Source organism: Sphingomonas aliaeris, assembly GCF_016743815.1.
Taxonomy (GTDB): Bacteria; Pseudomonadota; Alphaproteobacteria; order Sphingomonadales; family Sphingomonadaceae; genus Sphingomonas; species Sphingomonas aliaeris.
Genome location: NZ_CP061035.1, coordinates 2,896,901 through 2,923,277 on the forward strand (window position 1 = coordinate 2,896,901; position 26,377 = coordinate 2,923,277).

Annotated in this window: 21 protein-coding genes and 4 pseudogenes; 13 read left to right on the forward strand and 12 right to left on the reverse strand. The window is 65.2% G+C overall.

Features of this window, described 5'->3' with window-relative positions; genetic code table 11:
• Positions 1 to 45: 45 nt before the first annotated feature.
• Both H5J25_RS13535 and H5J25_RS13540 read left to right on the forward strand, forming a co-directional pair.
• Positions 46 to 4,662 (forward strand): NAD-glutamate dehydrogenase, encoded by a 4,617-nt coding sequence (locus tag H5J25_RS13535; protein WP_202091800.1) that lies wholly within the window; start codon positions 46 to 48, stop codon positions 4,660 to 4,662.
• Between the two features lie 224 nt (positions 4,663 to 4,886).
• Entirely contained in the window at positions 4,887 to 5,276 is a 390-nt protein-coding gene (locus tag H5J25_RS13540; RefSeq protein WP_202091802.1) for an energy transducer TonB, read from the forward strand.
• Between the two features lie 166 nt (positions 5,277 to 5,442).
• On the opposite strand, the gene H5J25_RS13545 is transcribed toward H5J25_RS13540, so the two are convergent.
• The 4 genes and pseudogenes from H5J25_RS13545 to H5J25_RS13560 all read right to left on the reverse strand — a co-directional run bounded on the left by H5J25_RS13545 (position 5,443) and on the right by H5J25_RS13560 (position 9,320).
• Complete coding sequence (locus tag H5J25_RS13545) at positions 5,443 to 5,712, reverse strand: ribbon-helix-helix domain-containing protein (RefSeq protein ID WP_202091804.1); 270 nt, start codon at positions 5,710 to 5,712, stop codon at positions 5,443 to 5,445.
• A pseudogene (cobT, locus tag H5J25_RS13550) lies at positions 5,705 to 7,538 on the reverse strand (cobaltochelatase subunit CobT). The gene H5J25_RS13545 and the pseudogene cobT overlap by 8 nt, the downstream one beginning before the upstream one ends.
• A gap of 7 nt (positions 7,539 to 7,545) precedes the next feature.
• The gene (cobS, locus tag H5J25_RS13555) at positions 7,546 to 8,550 is read right to left on the reverse strand and encodes a cobaltochelatase subunit CobS (protein WP_202091812.1); all 1,005 of its coding nucleotides are present in this window, start codon (positions 8,548 to 8,550) and stop codon (positions 7,546 to 7,548) included.
• A gap of 77 nt (positions 8,551 to 8,627) precedes the next feature.
• Entirely contained in the window at positions 8,628 to 9,320 is a 693-nt protein-coding gene (locus H5J25_RS13560; protein ID WP_202091814.1) for a winged helix-turn-helix transcriptional regulator, read from the reverse strand.
• A gap of 86 nt (positions 9,321 to 9,406) precedes the next feature.
• Here H5J25_RS13560 and H5J25_RS13565 point away from each other — a divergent pair, with 86 nt between their 5' ends.
• The 4 genes from H5J25_RS13565 to H5J25_RS13580 are packed head-to-tail and all read left to right on the forward strand — an operon-like array spanning position 9,407 to position 11,561.
• Positions 9,407 to 9,847, forward strand: a complete 441-nt coding sequence (locus tag H5J25_RS13565; protein WP_202091816.1) for a VOC family protein — start codon at positions 9,407 to 9,409, stop codon at positions 9,845 to 9,847.
• Between the two features lie 34 nt (positions 9,848 to 9,881).
• Positions 9,882 to 10,598 carry a DUF1428 domain-containing protein gene (locus H5J25_RS21815; RefSeq protein WP_202091821.1) on the forward strand — a complete coding sequence of 239 codons (717 nt, stop codon included), beginning with the start codon at positions 9,882 to 9,884 and terminating at the stop codon, positions 10,596 to 10,598.
• A gap of 13 nt (positions 10,599 to 10,611) precedes the next feature.
• Entirely contained in the window at positions 10,612 to 11,103 is a 492-nt protein-coding gene (locus tag H5J25_RS13575) for a VOC family protein (protein ID WP_202091823.1), read from the forward strand.
• Positions 11,100 to 11,561, forward strand: coding sequence for an SRPBCC family protein (locus H5J25_RS13580; RefSeq protein WP_202091825.1), 462 nt, complete (start codon positions 11,100 to 11,102; stop codon positions 11,559 to 11,561). The genes H5J25_RS13575 and H5J25_RS13580 overlap by 4 nt, the downstream gene beginning before the upstream one ends.
• A gap of 60 nt (positions 11,562 to 11,621) precedes the next feature.
• On the opposite strand, the pseudogene H5J25_RS13585 reads toward H5J25_RS13580, so the two are convergent.
• Positions 11,622 to 12,624 (reverse strand): annotated as a pseudogene (locus tag H5J25_RS13585) (IS30 family transposase).
• Between the two features lie 153 nt (positions 12,625 to 12,777).
• On the reverse strand, positions 12,778 to 13,317 hold the full coding sequence (locus H5J25_RS13590) for a J domain-containing protein (protein ID WP_202096375.1): 540 nt from the start codon (positions 13,315 to 13,317) through the stop codon (positions 12,778 to 12,780).
• Between the two features lie 138 nt (positions 13,318 to 13,455).
• On the opposite strand from H5J25_RS13590, the gene H5J25_RS13595 reads away from it, so the two are divergent.
• The 5 genes from H5J25_RS13595 to H5J25_RS13615 all read left to right on the forward strand — a co-directional run bounded on the left by H5J25_RS13595 (position 13,456) and on the right by H5J25_RS13615 (position 16,848).
• Complete coding sequence (locus tag H5J25_RS13595; RefSeq protein ID WP_202091829.1) at positions 13,456 to 13,752, forward strand: BolA family protein; 297 nt, start codon at positions 13,456 to 13,458, stop codon at positions 13,750 to 13,752.
• Between the two features lie 8 nt (positions 13,753 to 13,760).
• Complete coding sequence (locus H5J25_RS13600; protein WP_202091831.1) at positions 13,761 to 14,468, forward strand: glutathione S-transferase; 708 nt, start codon at positions 13,761 to 13,763, stop codon at positions 14,466 to 14,468.
• On the forward strand, positions 14,465 to 14,929 hold the full coding sequence (locus tag H5J25_RS13605; protein WP_225883117.1) for an NUDIX hydrolase: 465 nt from the start codon (positions 14,465 to 14,467) through the stop codon (positions 14,927 to 14,929). Before H5J25_RS13600 ends, H5J25_RS13605 begins: the two co-directional genes overlap by 4 nt.
• Positions 14,926 to 15,828 (forward strand): pirin family protein, encoded by a 903-nt coding sequence (locus H5J25_RS13610; RefSeq protein WP_202091832.1) that lies wholly within the window; start codon positions 14,926 to 14,928, stop codon positions 15,826 to 15,828. The genes H5J25_RS13605 and H5J25_RS13610 overlap by 4 nt, the downstream gene beginning before the upstream one ends.
• 135 nt (positions 15,829 to 15,963) lie before the next feature.
• On the forward strand, positions 15,964 to 16,848 hold the full coding sequence (locus H5J25_RS13615; RefSeq protein WP_202091834.1) for an alpha/beta fold hydrolase: 885 nt from the start codon (positions 15,964 to 15,966) through the stop codon (positions 16,846 to 16,848).
• Between the two features lie 205 nt (positions 16,849 to 17,053).
• On the opposite strand, the pseudogene H5J25_RS13620 reads toward H5J25_RS13615, so the two are convergent.
• The 3 genes and pseudogenes from H5J25_RS13620 to H5J25_RS13630 all read right to left on the reverse strand — a co-directional run bounded on the left by H5J25_RS13620 (position 17,054) and on the right by H5J25_RS13630 (position 20,886).
• Positions 17,054 to 19,398 (reverse strand): annotated as a pseudogene (locus tag H5J25_RS13620) (xanthine dehydrogenase family protein molybdopterin-binding subunit).
• Positions 19,395 to 20,380: pseudogene (locus H5J25_RS13625) on the reverse strand (FAD binding domain-containing protein). Before H5J25_RS13625 ends, H5J25_RS13620 begins: the two co-directional pseudogenes overlap by 4 nt.
• Positions 20,377 to 20,886: a 2Fe-2S iron-sulfur cluster-binding protein gene (locus H5J25_RS13630; protein ID WP_202091836.1), complete on the reverse strand. Its 510-nt coding sequence runs from the start codon at positions 20,884 to 20,886 to the stop codon at positions 20,377 to 20,379. The pseudogene H5J25_RS13625 and the gene H5J25_RS13630 overlap by 4 nt, the downstream one beginning before the upstream one ends.
• Before the next feature lie 196 nt (positions 20,887 to 21,082).
• Here H5J25_RS13630 and H5J25_RS13635 point away from each other — a divergent pair, with 196 nt between their 5' ends.
• Positions 21,083 to 23,380 (forward strand): FdhF/YdeP family oxidoreductase, encoded by a 2,298-nt coding sequence (locus H5J25_RS13635; RefSeq protein ID WP_202091838.1) that lies wholly within the window; start codon positions 21,083 to 21,085, stop codon positions 23,378 to 23,380.
• A 9-nt stretch (positions 23,381 to 23,389) separates the two neighbouring features.
• On the opposite strand, the gene H5J25_RS13640 is transcribed toward H5J25_RS13635, so the two are convergent.
• On the reverse strand, positions 23,390 to 25,270 hold the full coding sequence (locus H5J25_RS13640; RefSeq protein WP_202091840.1) for a hypothetical protein: 1,881 nt from the start codon (positions 25,268 to 25,270) through the stop codon (positions 23,390 to 23,392).
• Positions 25,270 to 25,470, reverse strand: coding sequence for a hypothetical protein (locus tag H5J25_RS13645; protein ID WP_202091842.1), 201 nt, complete (start codon positions 25,468 to 25,470; stop codon positions 25,270 to 25,272). Before H5J25_RS13645 ends, H5J25_RS13640 begins: the two co-directional genes overlap by 1 nt.
• Positions 25,471 to 25,563: 93 nt before the next feature.
• On the opposite strand from H5J25_RS13645, the gene H5J25_RS13650 reads away from it, so the two are divergent.
• Positions 25,564 to 25,965, forward strand: a complete 402-nt coding sequence (locus H5J25_RS13650) for a hypothetical protein (RefSeq protein ID WP_202091844.1) — start codon at positions 25,564 to 25,566, stop codon at positions 25,963 to 25,965.
• Between the two features lie 23 nt (positions 25,966 to 25,988).
• Here H5J25_RS13650 and H5J25_RS13655 read toward each other — a convergent pair whose 3' ends face one another.
• Positions 25,989 to 26,321: a hypothetical protein gene (locus H5J25_RS13655; protein ID WP_202091846.1), complete on the reverse strand. Its 333-nt coding sequence runs from the start codon at positions 26,319 to 26,321 to the stop codon at positions 25,989 to 25,991.
• Between the last annotated feature and the right edge of the window lie 56 nt (positions 26,322 to 26,377).

Genomic DNA, 26,377 nt, shown 5'->3' on the forward strand with positions numbered 1-26,377 from the left:
CACAGGGGTTGAGCTAAAAAAGCGGCAGGCGCATAGGGCTATCCTATGGCCAAGACTACGCTGAAATCGCTGTCGGATGCGCTTGCCGCCCGGCTGACCAAGGGCGCACTTCCGGGGGAATTGCAGGATTTCGGGAAGAAGGAGCGGCAGGACGCCGCCGCCTTCGTCGCCGCCACTGCCGAAACGCGCAGCGCCGGAACTCCTGCGATGGAGCTGGAGCCGATCTCCGGATCGGACCCGCGCCGCCGGATGCGGCTGGCGATCATCAACGACGACATGCCGTTCCTGGTCGACTCGATCGCGGCGACGATCGGCGCGCACGGCATCGGCATCGATCGCATCATCCACCCGGTTTTACGCGTCACGCGCGATGCGTCCGGCGTGCTTACCGATGTGGGCGATACCGGCGCGCCCGAATCGATGGTCTATCTGGAACTCGAACGCGCCGACGCGCGCGACCGCCGCGACCTGCTGGCCGCGCTGGAGCGCAATCTGGCCGACGTCCGCGTCGCGGTACAGGATTGGCCGGCGCTGCAGAAAAGCATCGCCGCCGATGCCGAGGCACTACTGGACAGCAGCCTGTTCGATTCGGATGGCGAAGGCGCCGCATTGCTCCGCTGGTTCCTCGACGGGCATATGACGCTGCTCGGACACGAGGTATGGCGCGGTGACACCAGCCTGCAACAGGTCGGCATCACGCGCCATGCGCATGACGTGCCGGTGCTGGCGGAAGGATCGCGCGCCGCGGCGGTCGAGTATTTCGCGAAGGGCGGCGAAGCGCCACTGCTGCTGAAATCCAACCTTATTTCCAGCGTTCACCGCCATGTGCCGCTCGATCTGGTGCTGGTGCCGGTGGTGGAGAAGAACAAGGTCGTCGGCCTCTCGATCCATGCCGGTTTGTGGACCAGCGCCGCCCTTGGCGCCGCACCGCACACCGTGCCGCTGCTCCGCACCCGCCTCGCCGCGCTGGAGGCGAAGTTCGGTTTCGATCCGAAGGGGCATACCGGCAAGGCGCTGACGCACGCGCTGGGCGCGTTGCCGCACGATCTGGTCACCGCCTTCGATGCGGACAATCTCGAAAATCTCGCGCTCACCGCAATGTCGCTGGCGGATCGTCCGCGCCCGAAACTGGTGCTGGTGCGCTCGACGCTCGGCCGGCACATGTTCGCCTTCGTCTGGCTGCCGCGCGATGATCTGACCACCGCCCGCCGCGTCGCGATCGGCGATATGCTGGGCGAGGCGTGCAACGGAGCGCTACTCAACTGGTCGATCGCGCTGGAGGACGGCGTGGTGGCGATGATCCGCTACACGTTCGACCTGCGCGGCGAAGGGCATATGCCCAATGCCGCACCGCTCGACGCACGGTTGGCGCGGATGGTGCGCGGCTGGGTCCCCGCGGTCGAGGCGGCTCTGGGTGAGCTGGTCGATCCGACCCGCGCCGCCCGTCTCGCACTTGGCCACGCGGCGACTTTCCCGCAAGGTTATCGCAACGCTACCGCGCCGGAAGAAGCCGCCCGCGACATCCTGTGCCTCGCGCGGCTCGAGGGGCCGGAGGATCGCACCGTCCGCCTGTTCACCGATGTCGGTCGCGCCGCACGGCTAAAGATCTACCGCGAAGGCGGCGCACTCGCTCTGTCCGATGCCGTGCCCGTGCTGGAGAATTTCGGCTTCCGCGTGATCGAGGAGATCCCGACGGCGCTGTCGGGCGACACCGAAGGGTTCGTCCACGAATTCCTGGTCGAGGCGGCCAGTGCCTATACCGGCGATGCGAAGGTGCTGGAGGATGCGATCGCCGCCGTGCTGGAAGGCAAGGCGGAGAATGACGCGTTCAACCGGCTGATCGTCGATGCGCATATGGCGCCGGCATCTGTCGTCCTGTTCCGCGCCTGGTTCCGCTATTTGCGCCAGGCCGGCCTGCCCTACGGCCTGACCACGGTGGTCGATGCGCTGCGCCGCGCACCGAACGTAGCGGCGAGCCTGATCGACCGCTTCTCTGCCGCGCACGATCCTGCGCATGATAGTGCGGGTATTCCGGCGAAGGACGCGGCGATCGAGCGCGGTCTCGACGCGGTATCGGCGATCGACGACGACCGCATCCTGCGCGCCTTGCACAGCGTCATCGCGGCGACGCTGCGGACCAACGCGTTCGCACCCGCCGGTCGGATTGCGCTCGCCTTCAAGCTCGACAGCCACCTGATCCCCGGTCTTCCCGCCCCCGTTCCGTGGCGCGAGATCTGGGTCTATTCACCGCGTGTCGAGGGTATCCACCTGCGCGCCGGCCCCGTCGCGCGTGGCGGCTTGCGCTGGTCCGACCGGCGCGATGACTTCCGCACGGAAATTCTCGGCCTGATGAAGGCGCAGCGCGTGAAGAATGCCGTCATCGTGCCGACCGGCGCGAAGGGCGGCTTCTACCCCAAGCAATTGCCGTCCGCATCGAACCGCGACGCCTGGCTTGCCGAAGGTACCGAAAGCTACCGGATCTTCATCCGCACCTTGCTGTCGATCACCGACAATATCGTCGAGGGCAAGGTCGTCCATCCGGCGGACGTGCGCATCCTGGACGATGAAGATCCGTATTTCGTCGTCGCTGCCGACAAGGGCACCGCGACCTTCTCCGACGTCGCCAACGCGATCGCGCTCGAACAGGATTTCTGGCTCGGCGACGCATTCGCCTCCGGGGGATCGGTCGGCTACGATCACAAGGCGATGGGCATCACCGCCAAGGGCGCGTGGCTGTCCGTCCAACGTCACTTCGCCGAACGCGGCGTGGACGTGCAGACGCAACCGATCACCGTGGTCGGGTGCGGCGACATGTCGGGCGACGTATTCGGCAACGGCATGCTGCTGTCGAAGACGCTCAAGATCGTCGCCGCATACGACCATCGCCACATCTTCCTCGATCCCGATCCCGATCCGGCGGCAAGCTGGCAGGAACGCGACCGCATGTTCGCGCTTCCCCGCTCCAGCTGGGCGGATTACGATACGAAGCTGATCTCGAAGGGCGGCGGCGTTTTCCCGCGCACCGACAAGACGATCAAGCTGTCCAAGCAGATCCGCGCCGCTTTGGGCATCGACGCGGACGAGATGGAACCGACCGCATTGATCTCCGCGATCCTGAAGGCGCCGGTCGACCTGATCTGGTTCGGCGGCATCGGCACGTACGTGAAGGCCGCGGCGGAGAACAACATCTCGGTCGGCGATCCCGCCAACGACCGGCTGCGCGTCGATGCGGAGGATCTGCGCGCGATCGCGATCGGCGAAGGCGCGAACCTCGGCGTTACGCAGGCCGCGCGCATCGCCTTCTCCGCGCGCGGTGGCCGCATCAACACCGACTTCATCGACAATTCGGCCGGCGTCGATTGTTCGGATAACGAGGTCAACATCAAGATCGCGCTCAACCGCGAGATGATCGAAAGTCGCCTCGCCTACGAAAAGCGCAACACCTTCCTCGCCAGCATGACGGACGACGTCGCGCATCTGGTGCTGGAGGATAACCGGCTCCAGACGCTCGCTTTGTCCGTCGCCGAACATGACGGCGCGCAGGCACTGCCAAGCTATGTCCGCGTGATCGAGATATTCGAGGGCGCCGGACGGCTCGACCGCGCGGTCGAGGGGCTGGCGTCGAACGACGACCTGCTGCGTCGCGTGCAGGAACTGCGCGGGCTGACGCGCCCCGAACTCGCGGTGCTGCTCGCGACCGCGAAACTCGCGCTTCAGGACGCGATCGAACATAGCGATCTCGGCATGGATCCCGAATTGCGGGACGATCTGTTCGCCGCCTTCCCGCGCGCGATGCAGAAGAAGTTCGCCCCCGCGATCGAACAGCATCGCCTGCGCCCGCAGATCGTCGCGACCAAGCTCGCCAACCGCATCGTCAACCGCATGGGTGTACTGTACCCGTTCGAGCTCGCGGAGGAGGAAGGCGCGGCGATGGCCGACATCGCCGCCTTGTTCGTCGTCGCGGAACGCCTGTTCGACCTGCCGGCCTTGTGGCGCGAGATCGAAACCGCCCCGATGCCGGAGGCGGCGCGCATCGCTTTGTTCGACGAGGTTGCCGTCGCGACGCGCGCGCAGATCGCCGATCTGCTCCGCGTCACCCGCCCCGGCACCGGCCCGGCGGAGATCCTTGCCCGTCTGGCGAAAGGGATCGGCAGCCTCGACAAGCAGACCAAGCATTTGTTGCTGGAGGAAGCCAGCGCCCAGAGCGCGCGTATCGCCGCGCGGCTGGAAGGCGCCGGCGCCCCGCGCAAGCTGGTGCAGAAGACCGTGCGGCTGTTCGAACTGGACGGCGCGGTCGGTCTCGCCGATCTGGGGCAGCGCCTGACGCTAGACGAACTCGTCCTGACACGCGCCTTCACTCGCCTCGGCCAGGCGCTCGGGCTCGACTGGGCGCAGGCCAATGCCGCGCGCATCTCGCCGAGCGACCCGTGGGAACGCCTGCTGATCGCCGGCCTCGCGCGCGATTTCCAGCAATTGCGACTGGACTTCCTCGGCCGCGGCTCGGGCGATCCGCAAGCGCAGGTCGAGGCATGGCTCTCCGCCAACGCCGACCGCGTCGCGCAGTTCAAGGCCGTCGTCGAACGTGCCAAGGGCGCTGCCGCCCCGAATGCCGCGATGCTGGCGCAGATCGCCGGACAAGCGCGGGTATTGCTGGGCCGGTAGGCTGACGTCCTCCTTGGCACGGGCGGACGACCAGGCCTCCCGTTTCGTTCGGTGCAGGCCCGCCAAAATGCCGAGCGCGCAGTCCCTGGACATAGACCGGCAGGAAGTACCCAACTTAGACGTCCGCCAGTCAAGTGGCGCTCCTGAAAATAAGCGCCATGATAGAAGGATTGATGACGCGTTTTTGAGTATGAGGATAAGTGGCGCTCGCAGGAGGAATTTCGATGCAGAAGATGATGCGCGTAGTTTTACTGGTACTTTCAGGCGTAAGCTCCACCGGCCTCATTGCTCAAACGAGAGCAACGTACGAGATGCCAAAGAGCGATTTCGGTGGCGCGGTTCCTAAAAATCCGGGGAAATGGCTGACATTTGAAGACTATCCCACGGCAGCGATCCGAAATAACGAGCAGGGTTTTGTCGTGGTGAACTTTGATATCACCGCCAATGGCAAGGTTTCTCGCTGCGAGGTAACGCGGAGCAGCGGCCATACGACCCTCGACGATGTACCGTGTCGGCTCCTTCAGCGGAGGGCCCGGTTCGACCCGGCAACCGATGCAAGCGGTGTAGCCGTCGCAACACGAGGTACAGCAAGCTTCCCGTTCCGGATACCCTAAGGGTGCCCGCCCTCTCCGAATTATGGACGTTTGGCGCTGCGCAACGCCCCTCCGTGCCAGTCGACGTAAAGCGTAAGCCCCCTGACGGATGAAAGTCCGCTAGCCAGCAAGTTCAGACGTTAACTATCGCGCGCGGCCTTCCCGGACGGGTCCGAACTTGACCCTGCTAACAGTCCTGATCCGCCTCGCGCGCAGGATCGACCTCCGACAATATCCACGTCCTTAGCGCGCTCGCCAAGTTAGGCGGGTCCTCCGCCAAAATCCGCACCGCGTCGACCTGCGCCACCAGCGCACTCAACGGCAGCCCTCTCGCCACTGCCGCGCGTTCGATCGCACTCCAGAACACCGGCTCCAGGCTGATCGACGTCTGGTGCCCCGCAATCGTGACCGACCGCTTTACAGGCCCGCGAAAACCGCCCTCGGGCGCCTCAATCATTCGTGTCGAACAACGCCGCCAGTTGCTCGATGATCGCACCGCCCAGTTGCTCAGCATCCATGATCGTCACCGCGCGCTGGTAATAGCGCGTCACGTCGTGCCCGATGCCGATCGCGACCAGTTCGACCGGCGACTTGTTCTCGATCCAGCCAATCACCTGCCGCAGATGCCGCTCCAGATAGGAGCCCGAATTCACGCTGAGCGTCGAGATCATCGACCGGCGCGCCGTCCGATATGACCATCAGGATCTTGCGATCCTCCGGCCGGCCGATCAGCCGGCTATGCGCCCAGATCAGCGCCTCGCCGTCGATATTCTCCTTCAGCAGCCCCTCGCGCATCATCAGCCCGAGCGACGGCTTGGCCCGGCGCCACGGCTCGTCCGCCTTCTTGTAGACGATGTGCCGCACGTCGTTCAGCCGCCCCGGCTGCGGCGGGCGTCCCGCGGCGAGCCACGTCTCGCGCGCCTGTCCCCCCTTCCACGCGCGCGTCGTGAAACCCAATATCTCGGTCTTCACGCCGCACCGTTCCAGCGTGCGCGCAAGGATGTCCGCGCAGATCGCTGCGATCGAGATCGGCCGCCCGCGCATCGACCCGCTATTATCGATCAGCAACGTGACGACCGTATCCTTGAAGTCGGTCTCGCGCTCGATCTTGTAGCTCAGCGACTGCATCGGATTGACGACGACACGCGCCAGCCGCGCGGCATCCAGCATGCCCTCTTCCTGGTCGAAGTCCCACGACCGGCTCTGCTGCGCCATCAACCGACGCTGCAACCGGTTGGCGAGCTTCGTCACCGCGCCCTGCAGATGCACCAACTGCTGGTCGAGATACGACCGCAGGCGCGCCAGTTCGTCCGCGTCGCACAATTCGGTCGCCGCGATCACCTCGTCATAGGCGGTGGTCCAGGCCTTGTAATCGAATTGCCCGGCGAAATCCTGCATCGGGCGGTTGGGGCGGACGGGCAACATGCCGTCCTCGCCCTCGTCGCCCGGCTCGCCGTCCATATCCTCGAAATCGTCGTCGCCCTGTTGCGCGCTATCGCCATCCTCGGACTCGGCATCGCGTTCGGACCCGCGGGCCTCGATCTCGCCCTGCCCTTCCTCGCCTTCGGATTCGCCCTCGTCGCCTTCGTCCGATTGCTGCTCGTCCGTGCCCTCGTCGTCGTTGCCGCCTTCGTCGCTATCCTCGGGGACCATGTCCCCCTCGATCAGGTCGAGATCCTCCAGCAAACGCGTGGTCAGCGTCGCGAATGCCTGCTGATCGTCGATCGCCAGCGCCAACGCGTCCAGATCGCCGCCCGCTTTCTCCTCGATCCACTCGCGGACCAACGCCATGCCCGGCGCAGTGACCGCCGGCGCGCCCTGCCCGGTCAACCGCTCGCGTACCATCAGCCCAATCGCGGTGGACAAGGGCACCTCGTCCTTCGACCGCGCGCGCGTGATCGGGTCGGCACGCAACCGCATGTCAAGCGCGGTGGCGAGATTGGCGGTGATCCCCGCATAGCCGCGCGCGCCCAGCGCCTCGACCCGCGCGCCCTCGACGGCATCGAACACCGCGCGCGCCACCGCTTCGCCCGGCGCGGCACGCGTGTGCATCGCGACGTCGTGGTGGCGCAATCGCAGCGCGAAGCCGTCGGCGAAGCCCCGCGCCTCCGCCACTTGCTCCGCTGGCAGCGTCCGCGCGGGCATCGGCACCTTTATGTGGTTGCCCGAACTGGTCGGCGCATCGGCGGTAAAGGCGAGTTCGATCTCGGGCTCGCCCGACAATGCGCGCGAGGTGCCGCCCAGCACGGCCTTGAAACGATCGAGCGGCGTCTCCGTGGTCACTTCGGCCTCAAGCCTTGCCCACCACGCTCTCGGGCAGATCCTTGCCGAACACGCGCTGGTAATATTCCGCCACCAGCGACCGTTCCGCCTCGTCGCACTTGTTCAGGAAGGACAGGCGGAACGCGAAGCCGACATCCTTGAAGATCAGCGCATTCTGCGCCCAGGTGATCACGGTACGCGGGCTCATCACGGTGGAGATATCGCCGTTGATGAAGCCGCGGCGGGTCAGCTCGGCCACGCGGACCATGTTGTCGACCTGCGCCTTGCCCTCCGGCTTGTCATACTCGCCCGACTTGGCGAGCACGATCTGCGCCTCGACCGCGGCCGGCAGATAGTTGAGCGTGACGACGATGTTCCAGCGGTCCATCTGCCCCTGGTTGATCTGCTGCGTGCCATGATACAGGCCGCTCGTATCGCCCAGCCCGATCGTGTTCGCGGTGGCGAACATGCGGAAATTGGGGTTCGGGCGGATCACGCGGTTCTGGTCGAGCAGCGTCAGCTTGCCCTCCGTCTCCAGCACGCGCTGGATCACGAACATCACGTCCGGCCGACCCGCATCATATTCGTCGAACACCAGCGCCGTCGGCGTCTGCAACGCCCAGGGCAGCAGGCCTTCGCGGAATTCGGTGACCTGCTTGCCGTCCTTCAGCACGATCGCGTCGCGACCGACCAGATCGATACGGCTGATATGCGCGTCCAGGTTGATGCGGATGCACGGCCATTTCAGGCGTGCCGCGACCTGTTCGATATGCGTCGACTTGCCCGTGCCGTGATAGCCCTGCACCATCACGCGGCGGTTGAACGCGAAACCCGCGCAGATCGCCAGCGTCGTGTCGGCATCGAACACATAGGCGGGATCGAGATCGGGAACGCGTTCGTCCGCTTCGGAAAATGCCGGTACTTCCATGTCGGAGTCGATTCCGAACATCTCGCGCACCGTGACCATGCGGTCCGGCGCGTCCAGGATCGTCGTCTCTCTGCTGTCTGGCTGGGTATTCGGAATGTCGGTCATGCTCGCCTCACGTCTGGCCCAACGCCTTAGGGCAAGCGTGGCTCCGGACTCAACCACTGGCGGGCAAGTTGGTTCGTTTAATCCGCGATCGGTGCGCCGGAAATCTTCGCCGGCAGCGGAAACAGGGTCAGAAAGCGGCTGAGAAGCGCGCGGTCGCCCAGCACCGACAGTTCGCCCGCCCCCTCGGCATCCTCGACCGGACGGCCGCCATAGACGATCGACGCGATCGTCGTCGGTTCGCCGGACAGCGTGAGTGCGGTGCCGACCGCATCCTCGCGCCGGATCGCGATCTCGTCCGCCGCCAGCCGCGCGACGAACGGGTCGGCCCCCAACCTGAAGCCGATCCGCGCATCCCGGTCCGTCACGCGGTCGGCGGCATACATCGTGCGGAACGACATCATCAGCGACGCGGCGCTCAGCGGAAGGCTGGGGTCATGCTTCGGCGATCGCACCGCCCAGCGGCCCAATTCCTTGATCGCCGTCTCGCTCTCATACCCCCAGGGCGTCAGCGCATACACCTGCACGGATGCGGGCGGCGGCAACCGCATCCGCTCGACGATCCCCGCCCGCTCCATTCCGTCCAGCCGCTGTGTCAGCACGTTGGCGCTGACCCCCGGCAGGCCGCCGCGCAATTCGTTGAAGCGGCGCGGCCCGAACATCAATTCGCGCACGATCAGCAGCGACCAGCGCTCGCCGACCAGCTCCATCGCGAGTGCAGTACCGCACGCATCGTCATACCAGCGCTTATTGGTTATCTTTTCTAACTTCATGGTTGCTTTTAGTAACCGGCACAGGCATCACCGTCAAACAACGATTCGGAAACGCAGCAATTCACGGGTCGAACGGGAGAGACGATATGCCGAAGATGATCTTCGTAAACCTGCCGGTGACCGACGTCGCCAGGTCGACCGCGTTCTACGAGAAGATCGGGATGCAGAAGAACCCGAAATTCTCCAATGATCAGGCCGTCTCGATGGTCTGGTCGGACACGATCTATTTCATGCTGCTCAACCACGCCTTCTACGCGACGTTCACCAACAAGCAGATCATCGACGCGCACACGACCAGCGGCGCGCTGATCTCGCTCGCGCTCGACAGTCGCGAGGAGGTAGATGCCATCGCCGCGGCGGCGATCGCGGCGGGCGGCACGGAAGTGCACGATGCCGAGGATCTGGGCTTCATGTATTCACGTGCCTTCGCCGATCCCGACGGACACGGCTTCGGCCCGTTCTGGATGGACCCCGCCGCGGCGGAGGCCGGCCCGCCCGACATGGCGCATGACGCAACCGCCGCCTGATTCCAGACACCAGAAACGAACGAGGAGAGAGACGATGGCTTATATCGATGGTTTCGTGCTCGCCGTGCCTGTCGCCAACAAACAGGCCTATATCGATCACGCCACGGCCGCGCTGCCGATCTTCAAGGAATTCGTCGCGACGCGGATGATGGAATGCTGGGCGGACGACGTTCCGGACGGCAAGGTCACCGATTTTCGCCGCGCGGTGAAGGCGACGGACGATGAGGCGGTCGTGTTCAGCTGGATGGAATATCCCGACAAGCCGACGCGCGATGCGGCGATGGAGAAGATCATGTCCGATCCCCGCATGGAGGAGATGGGCGATATGCCGTTCGACGGCGCGCGGATGATCTTCGCGGGCTTCGATCCGATCCTCGTCGCCGGTTCTGGCGAAGGGTCGGGCTATGTCGACGGCTTCATCGCGCCCGTCCCGGTCGGCAACAAATCCACATACCTTGCGCATGCGGAAAAGGCGGCGGCCGTGTTCCGGGACTGCGGCGCGACCCGCGTCGTAGAAACCTGGGCCGAGGGGTTGCCCGCCGGCAAGATCACCGACTTCAACATGGCGGTGAACGCAGCGGACGGCGAAGCGATCGTCTTCTCCTTCGTGGAATGGCCATCGAAGGAGGCGCGGCAGCAGGGCTGGGAAAAGGTAATGGCGGACGAGCGGATGAAACCCGACGGGTCCGACATGCCGTTCGACGGCAAGCGCATGATCTATGGCGGCTTCTCGCCAATACTCGACGCCTGACGGGAGACTTTCGATGACCGATGCGAAGATGGCCGCATGCCTGTGGTATGACGGCGATGCGCGGGACGCGGCGGAATTCTACGCCGCGACCTTCCCCGACAGCCGGGTCAATGCGGTCCACACCGCGCCCGGTGCCTTCCCCAATGCGGGCAAGGACAATGTCCTGACGGTCGAATTCACCGTCTGCGGCATGCCGATGCTCGGCCTGAACGGCGGACCGGATTTCCCGCATACGCAAGCCGTCTCGTTCCAGGTCTATACCGATGATCAGGCGGAAACCGACCGGCTATGGGATGCGATCGTCGGCAATGGCGGCGCGGAGAATGCGTGTGGCTGGTGCCAGGATCGCTGGGGCGTCTTCTGGCAGATCACGCCCCGCGCGCTGATGCGGGCGATGACCAATGCGGACACCGCCGCCGCCGGGCGCGCGATGCAGGCGATGATGACGATGCGCAAGATCGACATCGCGACGATCGAGGCCGCCGAACGCGGGGATGCAGCATGACCGGACCTTACGACCTGTCGGTGACCCGCCTGATCGACGCGCCCGTCGATCTCGTCTGGAAGATCGCGACCGAACGCATGCCCGATTATTGGTGCCCCCGCCCCTGGCGCACCGAGATCGTCGAACAGGATTGGCGCGCCGGCGGACGCTCCGCGATGATCATGCACGGCCCGGAGGGCGAACGGCACGAGATGGAAGGCGTCTTCCTCGAAGTCACGCCGGGCCGCCGCTTCGTCTTCACCGACGCCTATCGCGCCGGCTGGATCCCGCAGCCCGAACTGTTCATGACCGGCATCATCGAATTCACCGCGGAAGGCGACCAGACCCGCTACACCGGCACCGCGCGCCACTGGACCGCGGAGGCCAGGACGCGCCACGAATCGATGGGCTTTACCGAAGGCTGGTCCACCGTCGCCGACCAGCTCGCCGAAATCGCAGAGGCCGAGGCGGGGCGTTAGTTCGGAAGAGCCACCTCGACCCATACCCACCGTCATCCCCGCGCAGGCGGGGATGTGGATTCACGTTTGAAGTGCACCGTTTGAGAGAGCGATGAATGCCTCGGCGGGTGTCTGGAAGTCGAGGCATTTTCTGGGGGGTATTGTTGAGGCGTTCGGCATAGGCACAAAGTTGGCGGTGGGTGATCGTATTGAGATCGGTCTTGCGGGGCAGGACGCGGCGCAGCCGTCCGATGGTATTTTCGACCCCGCCTTTTTGCCAGGGGCTGCGGACATCGCAGAAGAAGGTGGCGACGCCGAGACGATCGCGCAGGCGATGATGCTCGGCGAATTCGGTGCCATTATCGAAGCTGATGGTGCGCCGCATGTCGCGGGGGATGGCGCCGAGCCGCGCTGCGATACGGCTGGCGGTCAAGGCGCCTTTGCGGTGCGGTGGCTTGTCGAGGATGGTGAAGCGGGTCTGTCGTTCGTGCATGACGAGGATGTTGTGGCCGTATCGGGCGAACAGCATGTAGTCGGCCTCCCAGTGGCCCGGCTGGTCGCGCCGGTCGGCCTCTGCGGGCCGTTCGGACAGGGGTATACGGTGCTGGATGAAGCTGGCCGGACTGCCGCCGCGGCGTGCATATCGCCCGCGCCTGAACTTCGCGCGGGGCAGCAGGCGGTGCCAATGGTCTTTCTGCGCCGAGCGGTGATAGACGTAGCGATAGATTGACTCATGGCTGATCACGGTGCGACCAGCGTCACGCGCCAGCCGGCCGGCGATCTGTTCGGGGGAATGTCCCATCGCAAGGCCTTTCCTCACGATCTCTCGCAGGTCCGGCTGGCGTACCAGCTTGAAGCGGCCGTCCCAGCGCCGCCGCCGTGCCGCCAGCGCATGCGCCCGCGCCGGGGCATAGCCCCCGTCCCAGACCTTCGTCCGCTGGCTATTGCGCCGCCGCTCGCGACCGATCGTCGTATGATCCCGGCCGATCGCCGCCGCTATCGCACGATCCGACAGCCCGGCGGCATGCAGCCGCGCGATCTCGATCCGCTCGTCTAGGCTGAGCTGCCTGTATCTTCGCCCCATCGCACTACCACCCTAGCAGCGGTGCACTTCTTTCGTGAGTCCAGGGGATCCATAATCACCGCGGAGTCGGCTCTTTCCACCAGCCAGCGTGATTATGGATTCCCGCCTACGCGGGAATGACGATCGAAAGGACGGCGCAGAATCCGCCCCCCCTCACGCAAACGCCGCGGCCCCCTTCAACTGCGTATACGCCGCGATCACGTCCTGCAGCGCTTTCTCGTGGCTCCGGTCGCCGCCGTTCCGGTCCGGATGATATTTCCGCACCAGTTCCGCGTAACGCTGCCGCAAGCCACGCCGGTCGACGTCCGATCCCAGCCCCAGCACCTTCAACGCGCGCCGTTCGCTTTCCGACAGCGGCTTGCCGTCGGGCCGCGCCTCTTCCATCCGCCGCTTGAAGCGCGCACCGATCGCATCCAGCGGATCGGCGAAGTCCGCCCATTTCGGCGGCCGATCCGCCCCGCCGGCCGCGTTGAACGCGCGCGTTTCGCGTTCCCAGCCGGAAATCGGACGCTGCGCCTCGTGAATCTCGTCCACGCTCATCCCGCTGAAGAAATTATACCCGGCGTTGAACGCGCGCACGTGATCCAAGCACAGCCAGCGATACGGGCGCGGCCCTTCATGCCCGCTGCCCACGCCGTCCAGCAACGGCGCGCGGAATTCGCCCGCCTCGTCGCAGCCGGGTTCGGAGCACAGCCGCCCGGGGCTTTCCACCCGCCCGTGAAAGCGCGTGCCGACCCGGTCCCGCGGCGCACGATCCCGCGGCTGGTCCTTCTTTTCACGATCGGCTGTCACACGGCTCCCCGAAACGGCAAAGCGGTCTATATAGGCGCGATGACCGATGCTTCCACCGCCTCCACCCCGGTTCTGATCGTCGATCAGATCACCGCTCGACTGACCGCCGCACTCGCCCCGACGCACCTGCACGTCAGCAACGACAGTGCGAGCCATGCCGGCCATATGGGCGACGACGGCACCGGCGAAACGCATTTCTCCGTGACGATCGAAAGCGCGGCCTTTTCAGGCGTTTCGCGCGTTCAGCGGCAGCGTATGGTAAACACCGCGCTGGCCGATCTGCTGCGGGACCGTATCCACGCCCTCGCGATCAAGGCCCGCGCCCCGGACGAGTAAGGACAGGCATGGCCTATAATCTCTGGTACTGGCCCTCGATACAGGGCCGCGGCGAGTTCGTCCGGCTCGCGCTGGAGGCGGCGGGGATCGAGTATCGCGATTGCGCGCGCACGAAGGACGAGGAAGCGCTGCTCGACGATATGGAGCGCCATGCGAAGCGCGGCCCGTTCGCCCCGCCCTATCTCGAAATCGACAATATGGTCATCGCTCAGGTCGCCAACATCCTGATGTATCTCGGCGAGCGACACCAGCTCGCGCCCAGCAACATGGCCGACCGGCTGTGGCTCAACCAGTTGCAACTGACGATCGCCGATCTTGTCGCGGAAGTGCACAACGTTCATCATCCGGTCGAGATGATGGCCTATTACGACGATCAGAAGCCCGAGGCCGCCCGCGCCGCCGCGCAGTTCCGCGACACGCGCATGCCGAAGTTCCTCCAGCATTTCGACGATGCCGTCACGTCCAACCAAGGCGACTGGCTGATCGATCATCGCTGGACCTATGCCGATACGTCGCTGTTCCAGGTCGTCGAGGGGCTGCGCTACATGTTCCCCCGCCGGATGGCCGCGATCGAAGGCGACTATCCCGCCCTCATCCGCATCCGCGATCAGGTCGCCGAGCTGCCCGGCATCAAGGCCTATCTGAAAAGCGACCGCCGCCTCGCATTCAACACCGACGGCATCTTCCGCCATTATCGCGAACTGGACGGCGATTGACCGTCACGCCATCACTGACAAAACGGGCTCCGCGCCCCGCCGCGCGCATCCTGCTGACCAACGCGCAGGGCCGCGTCCTGCTGTTCCGGTTCACGCCGGACGATCGCCCCCCGATGTGGTGTACGCCCGGCGGCGCGGTCGATCCGGGCGAAAGCTATGCCGCCGCCGCCCGCCGCGAATTGTGGGAAGAAACCGGGCTCGATCTCGATTGCGGCCCGGAGGTCGCGCAACGCATCGCCGACTTCAGGACGTTCGAGGGGGTGGAAGTCACCGCGGATGAACGATACTTTCGGGTCGCTATCGACGATCACGACATTTCATCGGCCAATCTGACCGATCAGGAAAAGCAGTTGATGGCGGGCTGGCACTGGTTCGATCGCGCCGAAATCGCGCGGCATCACGAACCGATCTACCCCGCCGACCTGATCGAGATGCTGGACGCAACGGAGCCTGCGACATGATAAATGACGACCTGATCCTCCAGACGATCACCCCCGTCACGCACGATCTGGGCGGGTTCAAGGTGCACCGCACGCTGCCGAACAAGGCGCGCACGATGGTCGGCCCGTTCCTGTTCTTCGACCAGATGGGGCCGGCGCACCTGGACGCGGGCAACGGCGTCGACGTCCGCCCGCACCCGCACATCAATCTGGCGACCGTCACCTATCTGTTCGAAGGCGCGCTGGGGCATCGCGATTCGGTCGGCAGCGACATCGTCGTTGAACCCGGCGCGGTGAATTTGATGACCGCCGGCCGCGGCATCGTCCATTCCGAACGCTCGCCCCAGACGGAACGCGCCGCGGGTCCGTTGCTCAGCGGCATCCAGACATGGCTCGCTTTGCCCGAAAAGGACGAGGAAACCGACCCGGCGTTCGAACATGTCGCCAAGGCGCAACTGCCGGTCGTCGAGACGACCAATGCGCGCGCGCGCGTCATCATGGGCGATCTGTGGGGAGTCTCCGCGCCGACCACGACCTATGCCGACACGATCTATGCCGACATCGTTCTCGATGCGGGCGGCGAAGTGCCGATCGACCCCGGCGCGGACGAACGCGCCGTCTATCTCGCGGTCGGCGAGGCGACGTTGGACGGCATGACGCTGGAACCGATGGTGCTGTACGTCCTGCGCCCCGGCATCGCGACCTCGCTCCGATCATCGTCCGGCGCGCGCGTGATGCTATGCGGCGGGGAAGCGTTCGCCACCCCACGTCACGTCTGGTGGAACTTCGTCAGTTCCAGCCGCGAGCGCATCAACCAGGCCAAGCGCGATTGGAAGGCGGGCAATTTCCCCACCGTCCCCGGCGACGACAAGGAATTTATCCCGATCCCCGAAGTGCCCCTGACCGTCAGCTATCCGTAACCCCCTCCCGATTTAGCGCGGCCCCCTAAAATCTCCCCTCCCGCTTGCGGGAGGGGTTGGGGAGGGCATTCTACCAAGCACACCGCGCGCGATGGCCCTCCCCCGGCCCCTCCCGCAAGCGGGAGGGGAGACAAAATGCCAGATTTCGACCTTCACCGTATCGACCTGCCGACCGGCGTCAGCCTGGACGTCGCGACCGCCGGATCGCCCAAAGATCCCGCGATCATCCTGCTGCACGGCTTCCCCGAATCCCACCGCACGTGGCGTCACGTCATCCCGGCGCTCGCCGAAAAGCATTTCGTCCTCGCCCCCGACCAGCGCGGTTTCGCCCGCTCGTCAAAGCCCGCGGACGTGGCGGACTACACCCCCGACAAGATGGTCGGCGACCTCATCGCACTGGCGGATCACTACAAGATCGATCGCTTCACGCTCGTCGGGCACGACTGGGGCGGCGCGATCGCGTGGATGGCGGCGCTCACCCGGCCCGACCGCGTCGCGCGGCTGATCATCGTCAACGCGCCGCACCCCTATATCTTCCAGAAGACGCTGTTCGACGACTTGGGCCAGCGCGAGGCGAGCCAGTACATCACCGCCTTCCGCAACCCGAGCCTCGAAAAGCATATCGACAGCATCGGGCTCAGCGCCTTCTTCGACGGCAGCTTCATGAAGCACACCGACTTCGAGAGGATCGCCGACGAGAAACCCGTCTATCTCGACCAGTGGAGCCAGCCTGGCGCGATGACCGCGATGCTCAACTGGTACCGCGCCAGTTCGATTATCGTCCCCCCGATGGACTCCACGCCGGAACGCCCGGCATTTCTCAGCGCCCCCTTCCCGCCCGTAACGCAACCCACGCTCGTCATCTGGGGCATGCAGGACAAGGCGCTGTTACCGAGCCAACTGGAAGGTTTGGGCGAGCTTGTCCCCGATCTGACGCTGATCCACGTCGATGCGGGTCATTTCGTGCCCTGGGAGGCCCCGGAAGCAGTGATCAACACCATGAAGAGCTGGCTTCCCTAAATCCGCCACCCCGTCACTCCCGCGCCCACCGGGATCTACAATCACGCCGGTCGGCAACCAAAAGACGGGCTGGCAGCATGGCTTCACCGGACTCACAAAGGACGGGCACCATTGGCAGGGTGGTCGCGAGCCGCGACGCGATACAAGCTCAGCACGACCGGTTCGGGAAAAGTCTACCCGTCACGACGAAGGCGGGCGAACGCCCCTACAGCAACTTATCCAACGTGATCGGCAAGTCCCGCACGCGCCGTCCGGTCGCGTTGAACACCGCATTCGCCACCGCCGCGCCGACGCCCGTAATCCCGATCTCGCCGATGCCGTGCGCGCCCATCGGCGTGTGGGGGTCGGGAATGTCGGTCCAGATCACGTCGATGTCCGGCACGTCCAGATGCACCGGCACGTGATATTCCGCGAGGCTCGGGTTCATGATCCGCCCGTTGCGTTCGTCGAACTGCGTTTCCTCCATCAGCGCGAGGCCAAGCCCCATGATGATGCCGCCGCGGAACTGGCTGCGCGCCGTCTTGGCGTTCAGGATACGCCCCGTATCGAACGATCCCAGGAACCGGCTCACGCGCGGCTCGCCCGTCACCGTGTTCACCCGCACTTCGCAGAACATCGCGCCATAGGAATGCATCGACCAGTGCATCTGCTCCAGCGGCTGCGACGCATTTTCCGTCACGCTCACGCTGTCGCGCTGCGCCCGGCCGAGGATCGAGGCATAGCTTTCGCGCCGCCCCGGTTCGTCCAGCTTGGCCAGCCCGCCATCCTCGCTGCCGACGTCGTCCGGTGACAGGCCGGCAAGCGGGGAATCGTTGCCCGCCAGCTTGATCAACTCGGCGACCAGCGACCGGTGCGCCGCGATCACCGCGCCGCCGATCGCCGCGGTCTGCTGCGAACCACCCGCCATGATCGCGCCGGGGATGTTCGTATCACCGTAGGCGACATCCACGCGGTCCATCGGCAGGCCCAGCCGTTCCGCCGCGACGATCGCCGTCGTGGTCGACGTGCCCATGCCCATTTCATGCGCCGCGACTTCCACCTTGGCGCGGATGTCGCCTGATCCGTCGGTCGTCAGCGTAATCCGCGCCGCCGCGCCCGGCATGCGGTAATACGGATAGGTCGCGGTCGCGCAGCCCATGCCGACCAGCCATTCGCCTTCGCGCCGCATCCCCGGCGCCGCACTCCGCTTCGACCAGCCGAACCGCTCCGCGCCTGCATTCCACGCCTCGACGATATGTCGCGACGAGAATGGCAGGCCGGACGTCGGGTCCTTTTCCGGTTCGTTGCGCAGCCGCAGGTCGATCGGGTCCATCCCCAGTTCGACCGCCAGTTCGTCGATCGCCGATTCCAGCGCGAACGTGCCGACGGCCTCCCCGGCGCGCGCATGAAGGTGTTGGCGAGCATGTTCATCTTGGTGATCTCGACCTGCAACTTCATCGTGTCGGCCGCATAACCGGATCGCGTGCCGAGGATGAACGGCTCGGGCATGTTGTTGTGCGGCGTCATCGGTGCGATCCCGGTATGGATCAGCGCGTTGAAATGGCCGTCCGGCTCCGCCCCGATCGCGACGCGCTGTTCGGTCAGCGTACGTCCGCCGACGATGCGGTACACGCCTTCGCGCGACAGCGTGATCCGCACCGGTCGCCCCAAGGCCTTCGCCGCTGCCGCGCCCAGTATCTGGTGGTCCCACAATCCCTTGCTGCCGAATCCGCCGCCGACATAAGGCGATGTGATCCGCACCTGGTCCGCCTCCAGATCGAACACGTCGGCGATCGTCGCGGCCTCCGCCGTGACCATCTGGCTGGCATCGTGAATGATCAAATCGCCATCGATCCAGGCGATCGTCGCCGCATGCGGCTCGATCGCATTATGGTTGTGGCGTGGCGTCCGGTACAGATTGTCCACCCGGTGCGGCGCATCGGCCAGCGCTTTGTCCGCATCGCCGATCTCGTCCAGCAGCGGCTGGCCCATGAACAGGCCCTGTTCGGTCAATGCGGCGCGCGCCGTCTCGAACGATGTCGTGGACGGTGCGGCATCATAGGTCACCGCGATCAACGACTTCGCATGATCCGCCTGTTCCTGCGTCTCGGCCAGCACGACCGCGACCGGCTGGCCGTTCCAGTGGACGCTGTCGTCCTGCATGATCGGCAGGTCGGACGGTCCCGCGGCGGTCGGGGACGATCCGAACACCGCCGGCGGGTTCATCCGCGGGGCGTTCAGGTGCGTCATCACCAGCACCACGCCGGGCGAGGCCTCCGCTGCGGCCGTGTCGATCGCCGCAATCCGGCCGCGCGGGATCGTGGCATAGGCGAGCGCGGCATAGACCATGTCATCCATGCGCACTTCCGCTGCAAAACGTGCCGCGCCGCGCACCTTCAACGGCCCATCCAGCCGCGACACCGAAGACCCGATAAGCCCATGTTTTTGCTGGATCAACGGGTCGGGAATCCCACCTGGAATCCAACTGTCCGGCGCCAGCGGCACCAGCTTCGACATTGCCGTTTGAATAACCGTTTGCGCGGCAACTTTGGCATCTTCCACGATCTTCATGCCGAAACCTCCGCCAGTTCGCCAAGCACCGCGCTCATCGTCCGCGTCGCCAGCCCGATCTTGAATCCATTGTCACGCAGCGGCCGCGCCTCGGCCATTTCCGCCTGCGCCGCCGCCCGAAAAGCCTCGATCGTCGCCGGCCCGCCGATCAACGCCGCCTCGGCCTTCGTCGCGCGCCACGGCTTGTGCGCCACGCCCCCAGCGCGATCCGGACATCGCGCACGACGCCGTCCTCGACCGCGATCGCAGCAGCGACGGAGACCAGCGCAAACGCATAGCTCGCCCGGTCCCGCACCTTGCGATACGTCGAGTTCCCAGCGAACGTCAGCGCGGGCAATTCGATCGCGGTAATCAGCTCGCCCGGCTCCAGCACCGTGTCGATCTCCGGATGATCCCCCGGCAGCCGGTGCAGGTCCACGAACGGCAGCGTCCGCGCGCCACCCGCGCCTTCCAGATGAACGATTGCATCCAGCGCCGCCAGCGCCACGCACATATCCGACGGATGCGTCGCGACGCACGCATCCGACGTACCCAGTATCGCATGCCCGCGGTCGAACCCGCCGATCGCATCACAGCCCGATCCCGGCTGGCGCTTGTTGCAGCGCGAACCGTCCGTATCGTAGAAATAGGTACAGCGCGTCCGTTGCAGCATGTTCCCGCCGACCGTCGCCATGTTGCGGATCTGCGCCGAAGCCCCTGCCAATACCGCGCGTGCCAGCACCGGATAGCGGGTGCGTACTGCAATATGTTCGGCAAGTGCGGTGTTGCGCACACCCGCTCCGATCATCAGTCCGCCGCTTTCCGTCTCCTGGATCGAACCGGAAAAGCCGGTCACGTCGATCAAAGTCGCGGGCCGCGCGATCGTCTCGCGCATCAGATCCACCAGATTGGTCCCGCCGCCGAGGTACGCCGCAGACCCGACCGCACCCAAACGCAGCGCTTCGCTGGTATCCCCGGCGCGAGCATAATCGAACGGGGTCATGCCGCCATCTCCGATGCGACGGTTTCGGTGATCGCGTCGATGATGCCGTTATGCGCCCCACACCGGCACAGATTGCCGCTCATCCGTTCCTGCAATTCCTCGCGGGTCAGCGTGACCCGTTCTGCGGACAGGTCGCCACTGACATGGCTGGGCAACCCGCGCTTCGCCTCCGCCGCCATGCCGATCGCGGAGCAGATCTGGCCCGGCGTGCAATACCCGCACTGGAACCCGTCATGATCGATGAACGCCTGTTGCAGCGGGTGAAGGCCGCCCTCCCCGCTCAACCCCTCGATCGTCGCGATCTCGCGCCCGTCGAACTGAACCGCAAGCGCGAGGCAGGACAGGATCCGGTCGCCATCCGCCAGCACCGTGCAGGCACCGCATGCGCCCTGGTTGCAGCCTTTCTTCGTCCCCGACAGATGAAGCCCTTCGCGCAACAGGTCCAGCAGCGACACGCGGGGATCGCCCGGCAGGTCCACGGGCGAACCATTGACGATTATCGGCATCGGGGTCTCCTGAACGACGGTCGACGCGCGTCCGCCTGCGGGGCGCGATCTCGGCGACAAACTGCGCGCGTCGGGATGACTATGCAACGATTGCGTTGCATCACAGGATATTAAGGCAGATTTATCGCGCCCTCGCCCCCCTTTCGCATTGCCGGACGTTGGGCTTATGATCGCCTGATACAATCGAAAGATCCCGATGACCGACAAGCGCAGTCTGCCGCACTCCCCCGGACCCGCCGGCGGGTGGGGATCCCTGAAGGGCATCGCTCAAATCTTCGGTGAGACATGGGCGACGCCCAGCGTGCTCGCTACGCTCGGGCAGCTGAACAAACCCAAAGGCGTGATGTGCGTCTCCTGCGCATGGCCGAAGCCCGCAAACTATTCAGCGTTCGAATTCTGCGAGAACGGTGCGAAGGCGACCCTGTGGGAGATGACCAGCGCGCGCTGCACGCCGGTATTCTGGGCGAAATCAGGTCATACCGTCACCGCGCTCCGCGACTGGGCGGACCACGATCTGGAGATGACCGGGCGTCTGACCCACCCCCTGCGCTACGACGCGGTCAGCGATCGCTATCTGGAAGTCACGTGGGACGAGGCGTTCGCCGGGATCGCTGCCGCCCTCCAGCCGCTCGAACCCGATCAGGCGGTGTTCTACGCTTCGGGCCATGCCGGGCTGGAGGCGTCGTATCTCTACGCGTTGCTGGCGCGCGCGTATGGCACGAACAACCTGCCGCAAAGCTCCAACATGTGTCACGAGACTACGTCGGTCGGGTTGACGAAGGTGATCGGCTCGCCGGTCGGCACGATCGTCTGGGATGATCTGGAGAAGGCGGACGCCTTCTTCTTCTTCGGTCAAAATCCCGGCACGAACAGTCCGCGCTTCCTGCACCCGCTGAAGGATGCGAAGGATCGCGGCGCAAAGATCGTCACGTTCAACCCGATCATCGAACAAGGGCTCGTATCGTTCGTCGACCCGCAGAGCCCATCGGCGATGCTGACCGGCAAGGCGACGACCATCTCGGACCAGTATCACCAGCTGAAGGCGGGCGGTGATATCGCGGCGCTGCTCGGCATGTGCAAATGCGTCGTCGAGGCGGACGATACGGCCCGCGCCGCCGGCCAGCCAGCGGTGATCGATCATGCTTTCGTCGCCGAACACACGACCGGCTTCGATGACTTCATCGCGAGTTGCCGCGCCGCGGACTGGGCCGAAATCGAACGCGAGAGCGGACTTCCACAGGCCGCGATCCGCGACGCGGCGGGTGTCTACATCGCCGCCGAACGCGTCATCGGCGTATACGGCATGGGGCTGACACAACACGCCCACGGCGCGCTCAACGTCGCGATGCTCGTCAATTTGTTGATGCTGCGCGGGAATATCGGCAAGCCCGGCGCAGGCTGTTGCCCCGTGCGCGGGCATAGCAACGTGCAAGGCCAGCGCACCGTCGGCATCGCCGAAAAGGCGCACCTCGTCCCGCTCGATACGATCGACGACCTGTTCGACATCACGTCTCCGCGTCACGACGGCATGAACATCGTCGAGGCGGTCGAGGGGCTGATCGAGGGGAAAGTCCGCGCGTTCATTTGCCTCGGCGGCAATCTGCTTCGCGCGGTACCCGACCAGAAACGAATGGAGGAGGCCTGGCCGAAGCAGGACCTGACCGTGATGGTATCGACCAAGCTGAACCGCAGCCACTTGTTCCCCGGCAAGACGGCCTACATCCTGCCTTGCCTCGGCCGCTACGAAAAGGATGTGCAGGCCTCCGGCAACCAGTCTGTGACGAGCGAGGACAGTTTTTCGATGATCAACGGTTCGGTCGGCCGCCGCGCCCCGGTGTCGGACGCGGTGAAGAGCGAACTCGCGATCGTCACGGGCATCGCGCAGGCAACGCTGCCCCAGAACGACAGGCTAAAATGGCGCGAATGGACCGGCAATTACGCATTGGTCCGTGACCTGATCGAAGCCACCTATCCCGACGATTTCCGCAACTATAACGCGCGCATGTTCGAAGCCGGCGGCTTCTACCGCGGCAACGGCGCGCACAATCGCATCTGGAAAACGGATAGCGGCAAGGCGGTCTTCACGACGCCAGGCGAACTCAATTCGGTCGGCTTCAAGGATGCGCCGGGACGCTACCGGCTGATGACAATCCGGTCGAACGATCAGTTCAACACCACAATCTACGGCTATTCCGATCGCTTCCACGGGATCGAAGGCACGCGCGACGTGCTGCTGATGAACCCCGACGACATTGCGGAGGCGGGCTTGCGCGACGGGCAGTCGGTGCGGATGATCACGGATGCGGAGGACGGCATCGACCGGCAACTAGGCGGCCTGACGCTCACGGCCTATCGCCTGCCGCGGGGCACGGTCGCCTCTTATTACCCGGAATGCAACGTGCTCGTTCCAGTCGCGCTGCACGATGATCTGTCGAAGACGCCCGCGTCCAAATCGGTCCCGGTGCGGATCGTCGCGGATGCAGGTGCGGCCTAGCGGCCAAACCTAGGCAGCGGGCGGCGCATCCTTTTTGGCAGCCATCGCCGCCTGCCCGGCATCCATCATGTCGCCCAGCGCGCCGATCGGGCTCGCGGTCGGCATCGCGCCCATCGCCCGTGTCAGCGCCGTCGGATCGATTTTTTCCGGATTGCCGGCAAGCAATTCGAACGCGGCGGCTGCCGGCAGTCCGGCAAATGCGGCGCCATAGCGCTGATGCAATTTGGTAAGCGCGCTACCATGTCCAAGCATCGCCGAGGTGATTGCCTGTCGCAGCACGATCGCCTGTCCCACTTCGCTCAATTGCCCTGGCGGCGGCAACAAAACGGACCCCACCGTCTCCAGCCGCGCCCAATCTCGCGCGCGCCAGTAAATCTCGGCCGTGATTGCGGCGCCGTCCGGCACATCGTCCAGCACGGCCAGCGCCTCGCGGGTCTTGCCCAGCAACGTGAGCCCCACCGCCTCCAATCGCCGCCGTTGCGCGGTCATATCCTCTGGATAGGCGAGATCGTCCGTTGCCCGCAGAACACGGATCGCCGCGGCGGGATCGCCCGCAAGGATGCGCAGACTGGCGATGCGGATCGACAGCGGCCCCTCGGCCACGTCGCGCGTCGTCGCGGCAGACAAGCGATGATCAAGCAGATCGGCCGCCCGATCGTACAGGCCGGCCGCCTGCAAACGGGTCACCAGCATTTCCCCCAGCCGCACCCCTTCCAGCCCACTCGGCGCGAATTCGCGATAATCCCAGAACAACCCCATCGCCTTTGCCAGCGGCAGGGTCGATGCGGGCGCAAGCAGCACAGCCAGCCGCGACCGTAATGTCGCGACGAGAGGCCCCGCTTCGGTACCCAGATCGTAATATCGTGACAGGATTGCACCTGATCCAAGCTCGCGCACCGGATCGTGCGTTTGTTCGCCAAGTTGCATCGACAATGTCAGCGCGCGCCGTTCCAGCGCGTCGCCACGCCAGCCGATCAACAGCACGTCCAGTTGCTTCAACGCCTCCTCGACCGGCATCGTCTTGCTTGAAAGTCCATATTGGATGGTCGAAAACATGCCCTCCGCGCGCTGTTGCCGCGTGCCAAGCGATGCCACGCGCGCCAATCGCAATCGACCGTCCTGCGCATAGCCAAGCGCGAGGTCTGCCTTCCCACGCAAAAGGTTGGCGCTCGTATCGGTGTCGGGCAACGGGGCCAGCCAACCAAGCGCGATCTTATACTCGCCCGCATCCACAGCGGCACGGGCTGCGGCCAGCGTGAAGGCCTTGCGCGCTGACGGCCGACGTGCGTTGATCGCAGGAACAGCGCAATTGAAGTCCGCCAGCGCCGCCTTGCCCTGCCCCAGGTCGGACAATGCCCGCATTCGCCAGAGGCACGCTTCGGGATCGGCCACCAGTCCGAACCGGCGCAGCGTATCGACGCCGTCCTCCAGATGCCATGCCTGTATCTGTGCGATGCCATTCGCGCGCTGCCATGTCGGCACCAATGCGAGATCGGGATCGTCTGCCACCATCACCTCGAGCACGCCGATCGCGTCCGTTCCTCGCCCGCTGCCGATCAGGCTCCTGACGAATGCCCACCGCGCGGCCTGCCGCTCGCTCGTTCGCGCGACGGCAATTTCGTGCCAGGCGTCGGCATCTGGTATCGTCGGCCAGGCGTCGAACGCCGAATCGATCGGCTGGTCCGCCAGCCACGCCGCGAAACCCGGCAATCGTACATTGGGGGCCCGGCCGATCAACGGCGATGGCTCCGCCACCTGACGCGTCTTGGCTACGGGAGGTGGCGTGGAATGCCCGGTTGCGGGGATCGCGTGCGGGGCAGCGACGGGCGCATGCACTTCGCCATTCGCCGCGGTCGCAGCAAGCACGGCACCGATGACCAGCCGGATCATCACGGCAGATACAATTCGGTGGCAGCCGCGCAGCCGATCGCGGCCAGCAGGAACAGCAGGGCCATCATCCACGGCGCACCGCGTGTTCCCGCGCCGCCGCCATCCACGACGATCGGATCGGAATCGTGACGTCGGCGCTGCGGCGTTTCATCGCCAGCCTTCAACACCCGGACTTTGCCGGGTTTACGATCCTGGCTCATTGCGATCCGCCTCGTTCCAACTCGTCCTATTATAGGAAGGTTCTCCAGCCACATGGCGGCGACACGATCATTCCCGCCGGAGATTTGCCCGCAATGCGCCGAACTCGATATCTAGCCGCTACCGCGCTGGTGCTGTCCCAAGGGACCGTGGCGACTGCGAATGGCGGTGCCGCCGCCGGACCGTCCTTGCTGCCGATGAAGGAAATCGTCGTTCCGATCGTCGACGGCTCGCGGGCCTATGGCCGCCTTCGCGTGAAACTGGTGCTGGTCGCGCATGACGCGGCGGCTATCGCGCCGTTGGAGGCGAGGATGCCGGAGTTGCGGGAGACGGCGTTGATCGCGGCGGCGGAATTTGCGCGCTTCTACGCGTCACCATTCGCTCCGGTCGATGCGGCACGGCTTGCACGCGATGTCGGCAACGCGCTGACGTCTCGCGATACCGAGCATGCCATCACACGGGTATTGCTTGTCGGAGTGTTTGCGGAGCGCTCCTGATCGCTCCGTATCCGCCCCGGCTGTCACGCGACGCGGAAATATTCTCTCAACGATACGTGCTTGTTCTTCGAACCGCTCCACAGCGTAACGGACGCCGCGGCAGGTTGCCCGGGCTCGACCATCACTGCATCTGGCTGGTTTACCGAGATAGCACTGGTTTCGAACATGCCGTCTTCACGGGTAAGGCGGTCGAACACCATTTCGGCGCAGGCCCGGAGGTCCGGATCCTCGCGCGGACCAAACGTCTCGATAATCTCGTTATCGAGTAAGCCGTGATCGACCGCTGCCCGGCGAGCGGCATGCCCCCAAAGGGATGCGACGCCATCGAACGTCAATTCCAAAGTAATACGAACCATACCCACACTCCGGTTCATCTTGCCCCCGCAAAATGGATCGAATTGACCTCTGTCAT

Excerpts from the sequence above, each read along its gene's own strand:
- H5J25_RS13535 (WP_202091800.1), top strand. The coding sequence starts at position 46 with ATGGCCAAGACTACGCTGAAATCGCTGTCGGATGCGCTTGCCGCCCGG.
- H5J25_RS13540 (WP_202091802.1), top strand. The coding sequence starts at position 4,887 with ATGCAGAAGATGATGCGCGTAGTTTTACTGGTACTTTCAGGCGTAAGC.
- H5J25_RS13545 (WP_202091804.1), bottom strand. The coding sequence starts at position 5,712 with ATGATTGAGGCGCCCGAGGGCGGTTTTCGCGGGCCTGTAAAGCGGTCG.
- cobS (WP_202091812.1), bottom strand. The coding sequence starts at position 8,550 with ATGACCGACATTCCGAATACCCAGCCAGACAGCAGAGAGACGACGATC.
- H5J25_RS13560 (WP_202091814.1), bottom strand. The coding sequence starts at position 9,320 with ATGAAGTTAGAAAAGATAACCAATAAGCGCTGGTATGACGATGCGTGC.
- H5J25_RS13565 (WP_202091816.1), top strand. The coding sequence starts at position 9,407 with ATGCCGAAGATGATCTTCGTAAACCTGCCGGTGACCGACGTCGCCAGG.
- H5J25_RS21815 (WP_202091821.1), top strand. The coding sequence starts at position 9,882 with ATGGCTTATATCGATGGTTTCGTGCTCGCCGTGCCTGTCGCCAACAAA.
- H5J25_RS13575 (WP_202091823.1), top strand. The coding sequence starts at position 10,612 with ATGACCGATGCGAAGATGGCCGCATGCCTGTGGTATGACGGCGATGCG.
- H5J25_RS13580 (WP_202091825.1), top strand. The coding sequence starts at position 11,100 with ATGACCGGACCTTACGACCTGTCGGTGACCCGCCTGATCGACGCGCCC.
- H5J25_RS13595 (WP_202091829.1), top strand. The coding sequence starts at position 13,456 with ATGACCGATGCTTCCACCGCCTCCACCCCGGTTCTGATCGTCGATCAG.
- H5J25_RS13600 (WP_202091831.1), top strand. The coding sequence starts at position 13,761 with ATGGCCTATAATCTCTGGTACTGGCCCTCGATACAGGGCCGCGGCGAG.
- H5J25_RS13610 (WP_202091832.1), top strand. The coding sequence starts at position 14,926 with ATGATAAATGACGACCTGATCCTCCAGACGATCACCCCCGTCACGCAC.
- H5J25_RS13615 (WP_202091834.1), top strand. The coding sequence starts at position 15,964 with ATGCCAGATTTCGACCTTCACCGTATCGACCTGCCGACCGGCGTCAGC.
- H5J25_RS13630 (WP_202091836.1), bottom strand. The coding sequence starts at position 20,886 with ATGCCGATAATCGTCAATGGTTCGCCCGTGGACCTGCCGGGCGATCCC.
- H5J25_RS13635 (WP_202091838.1), top strand. The coding sequence starts at position 21,083 with ATGACCGACAAGCGCAGTCTGCCGCACTCCCCCGGACCCGCCGGCGGG.
- H5J25_RS13640 (WP_202091840.1), bottom strand. The coding sequence starts at position 25,270 with ATGATCCGGCTGGTCATCGGTGCCGTGCTTGCTGCGACCGCGGCGAAT.
- H5J25_RS13645 (WP_202091842.1), bottom strand. The coding sequence starts at position 25,470 with ATGAGCCAGGATCGTAAACCCGGCAAAGTCCGGGTGTTGAAGGCTGGC.
- H5J25_RS13650 (WP_202091844.1), top strand. The coding sequence starts at position 25,564 with ATGCGCCGAACTCGATATCTAGCCGCTACCGCGCTGGTGCTGTCCCAA.
- H5J25_RS13655 (WP_202091846.1), bottom strand. The coding sequence starts at position 26,321 with ATGGTTCGTATTACTTTGGAATTGACGTTCGATGGCGTCGCATCCCTT.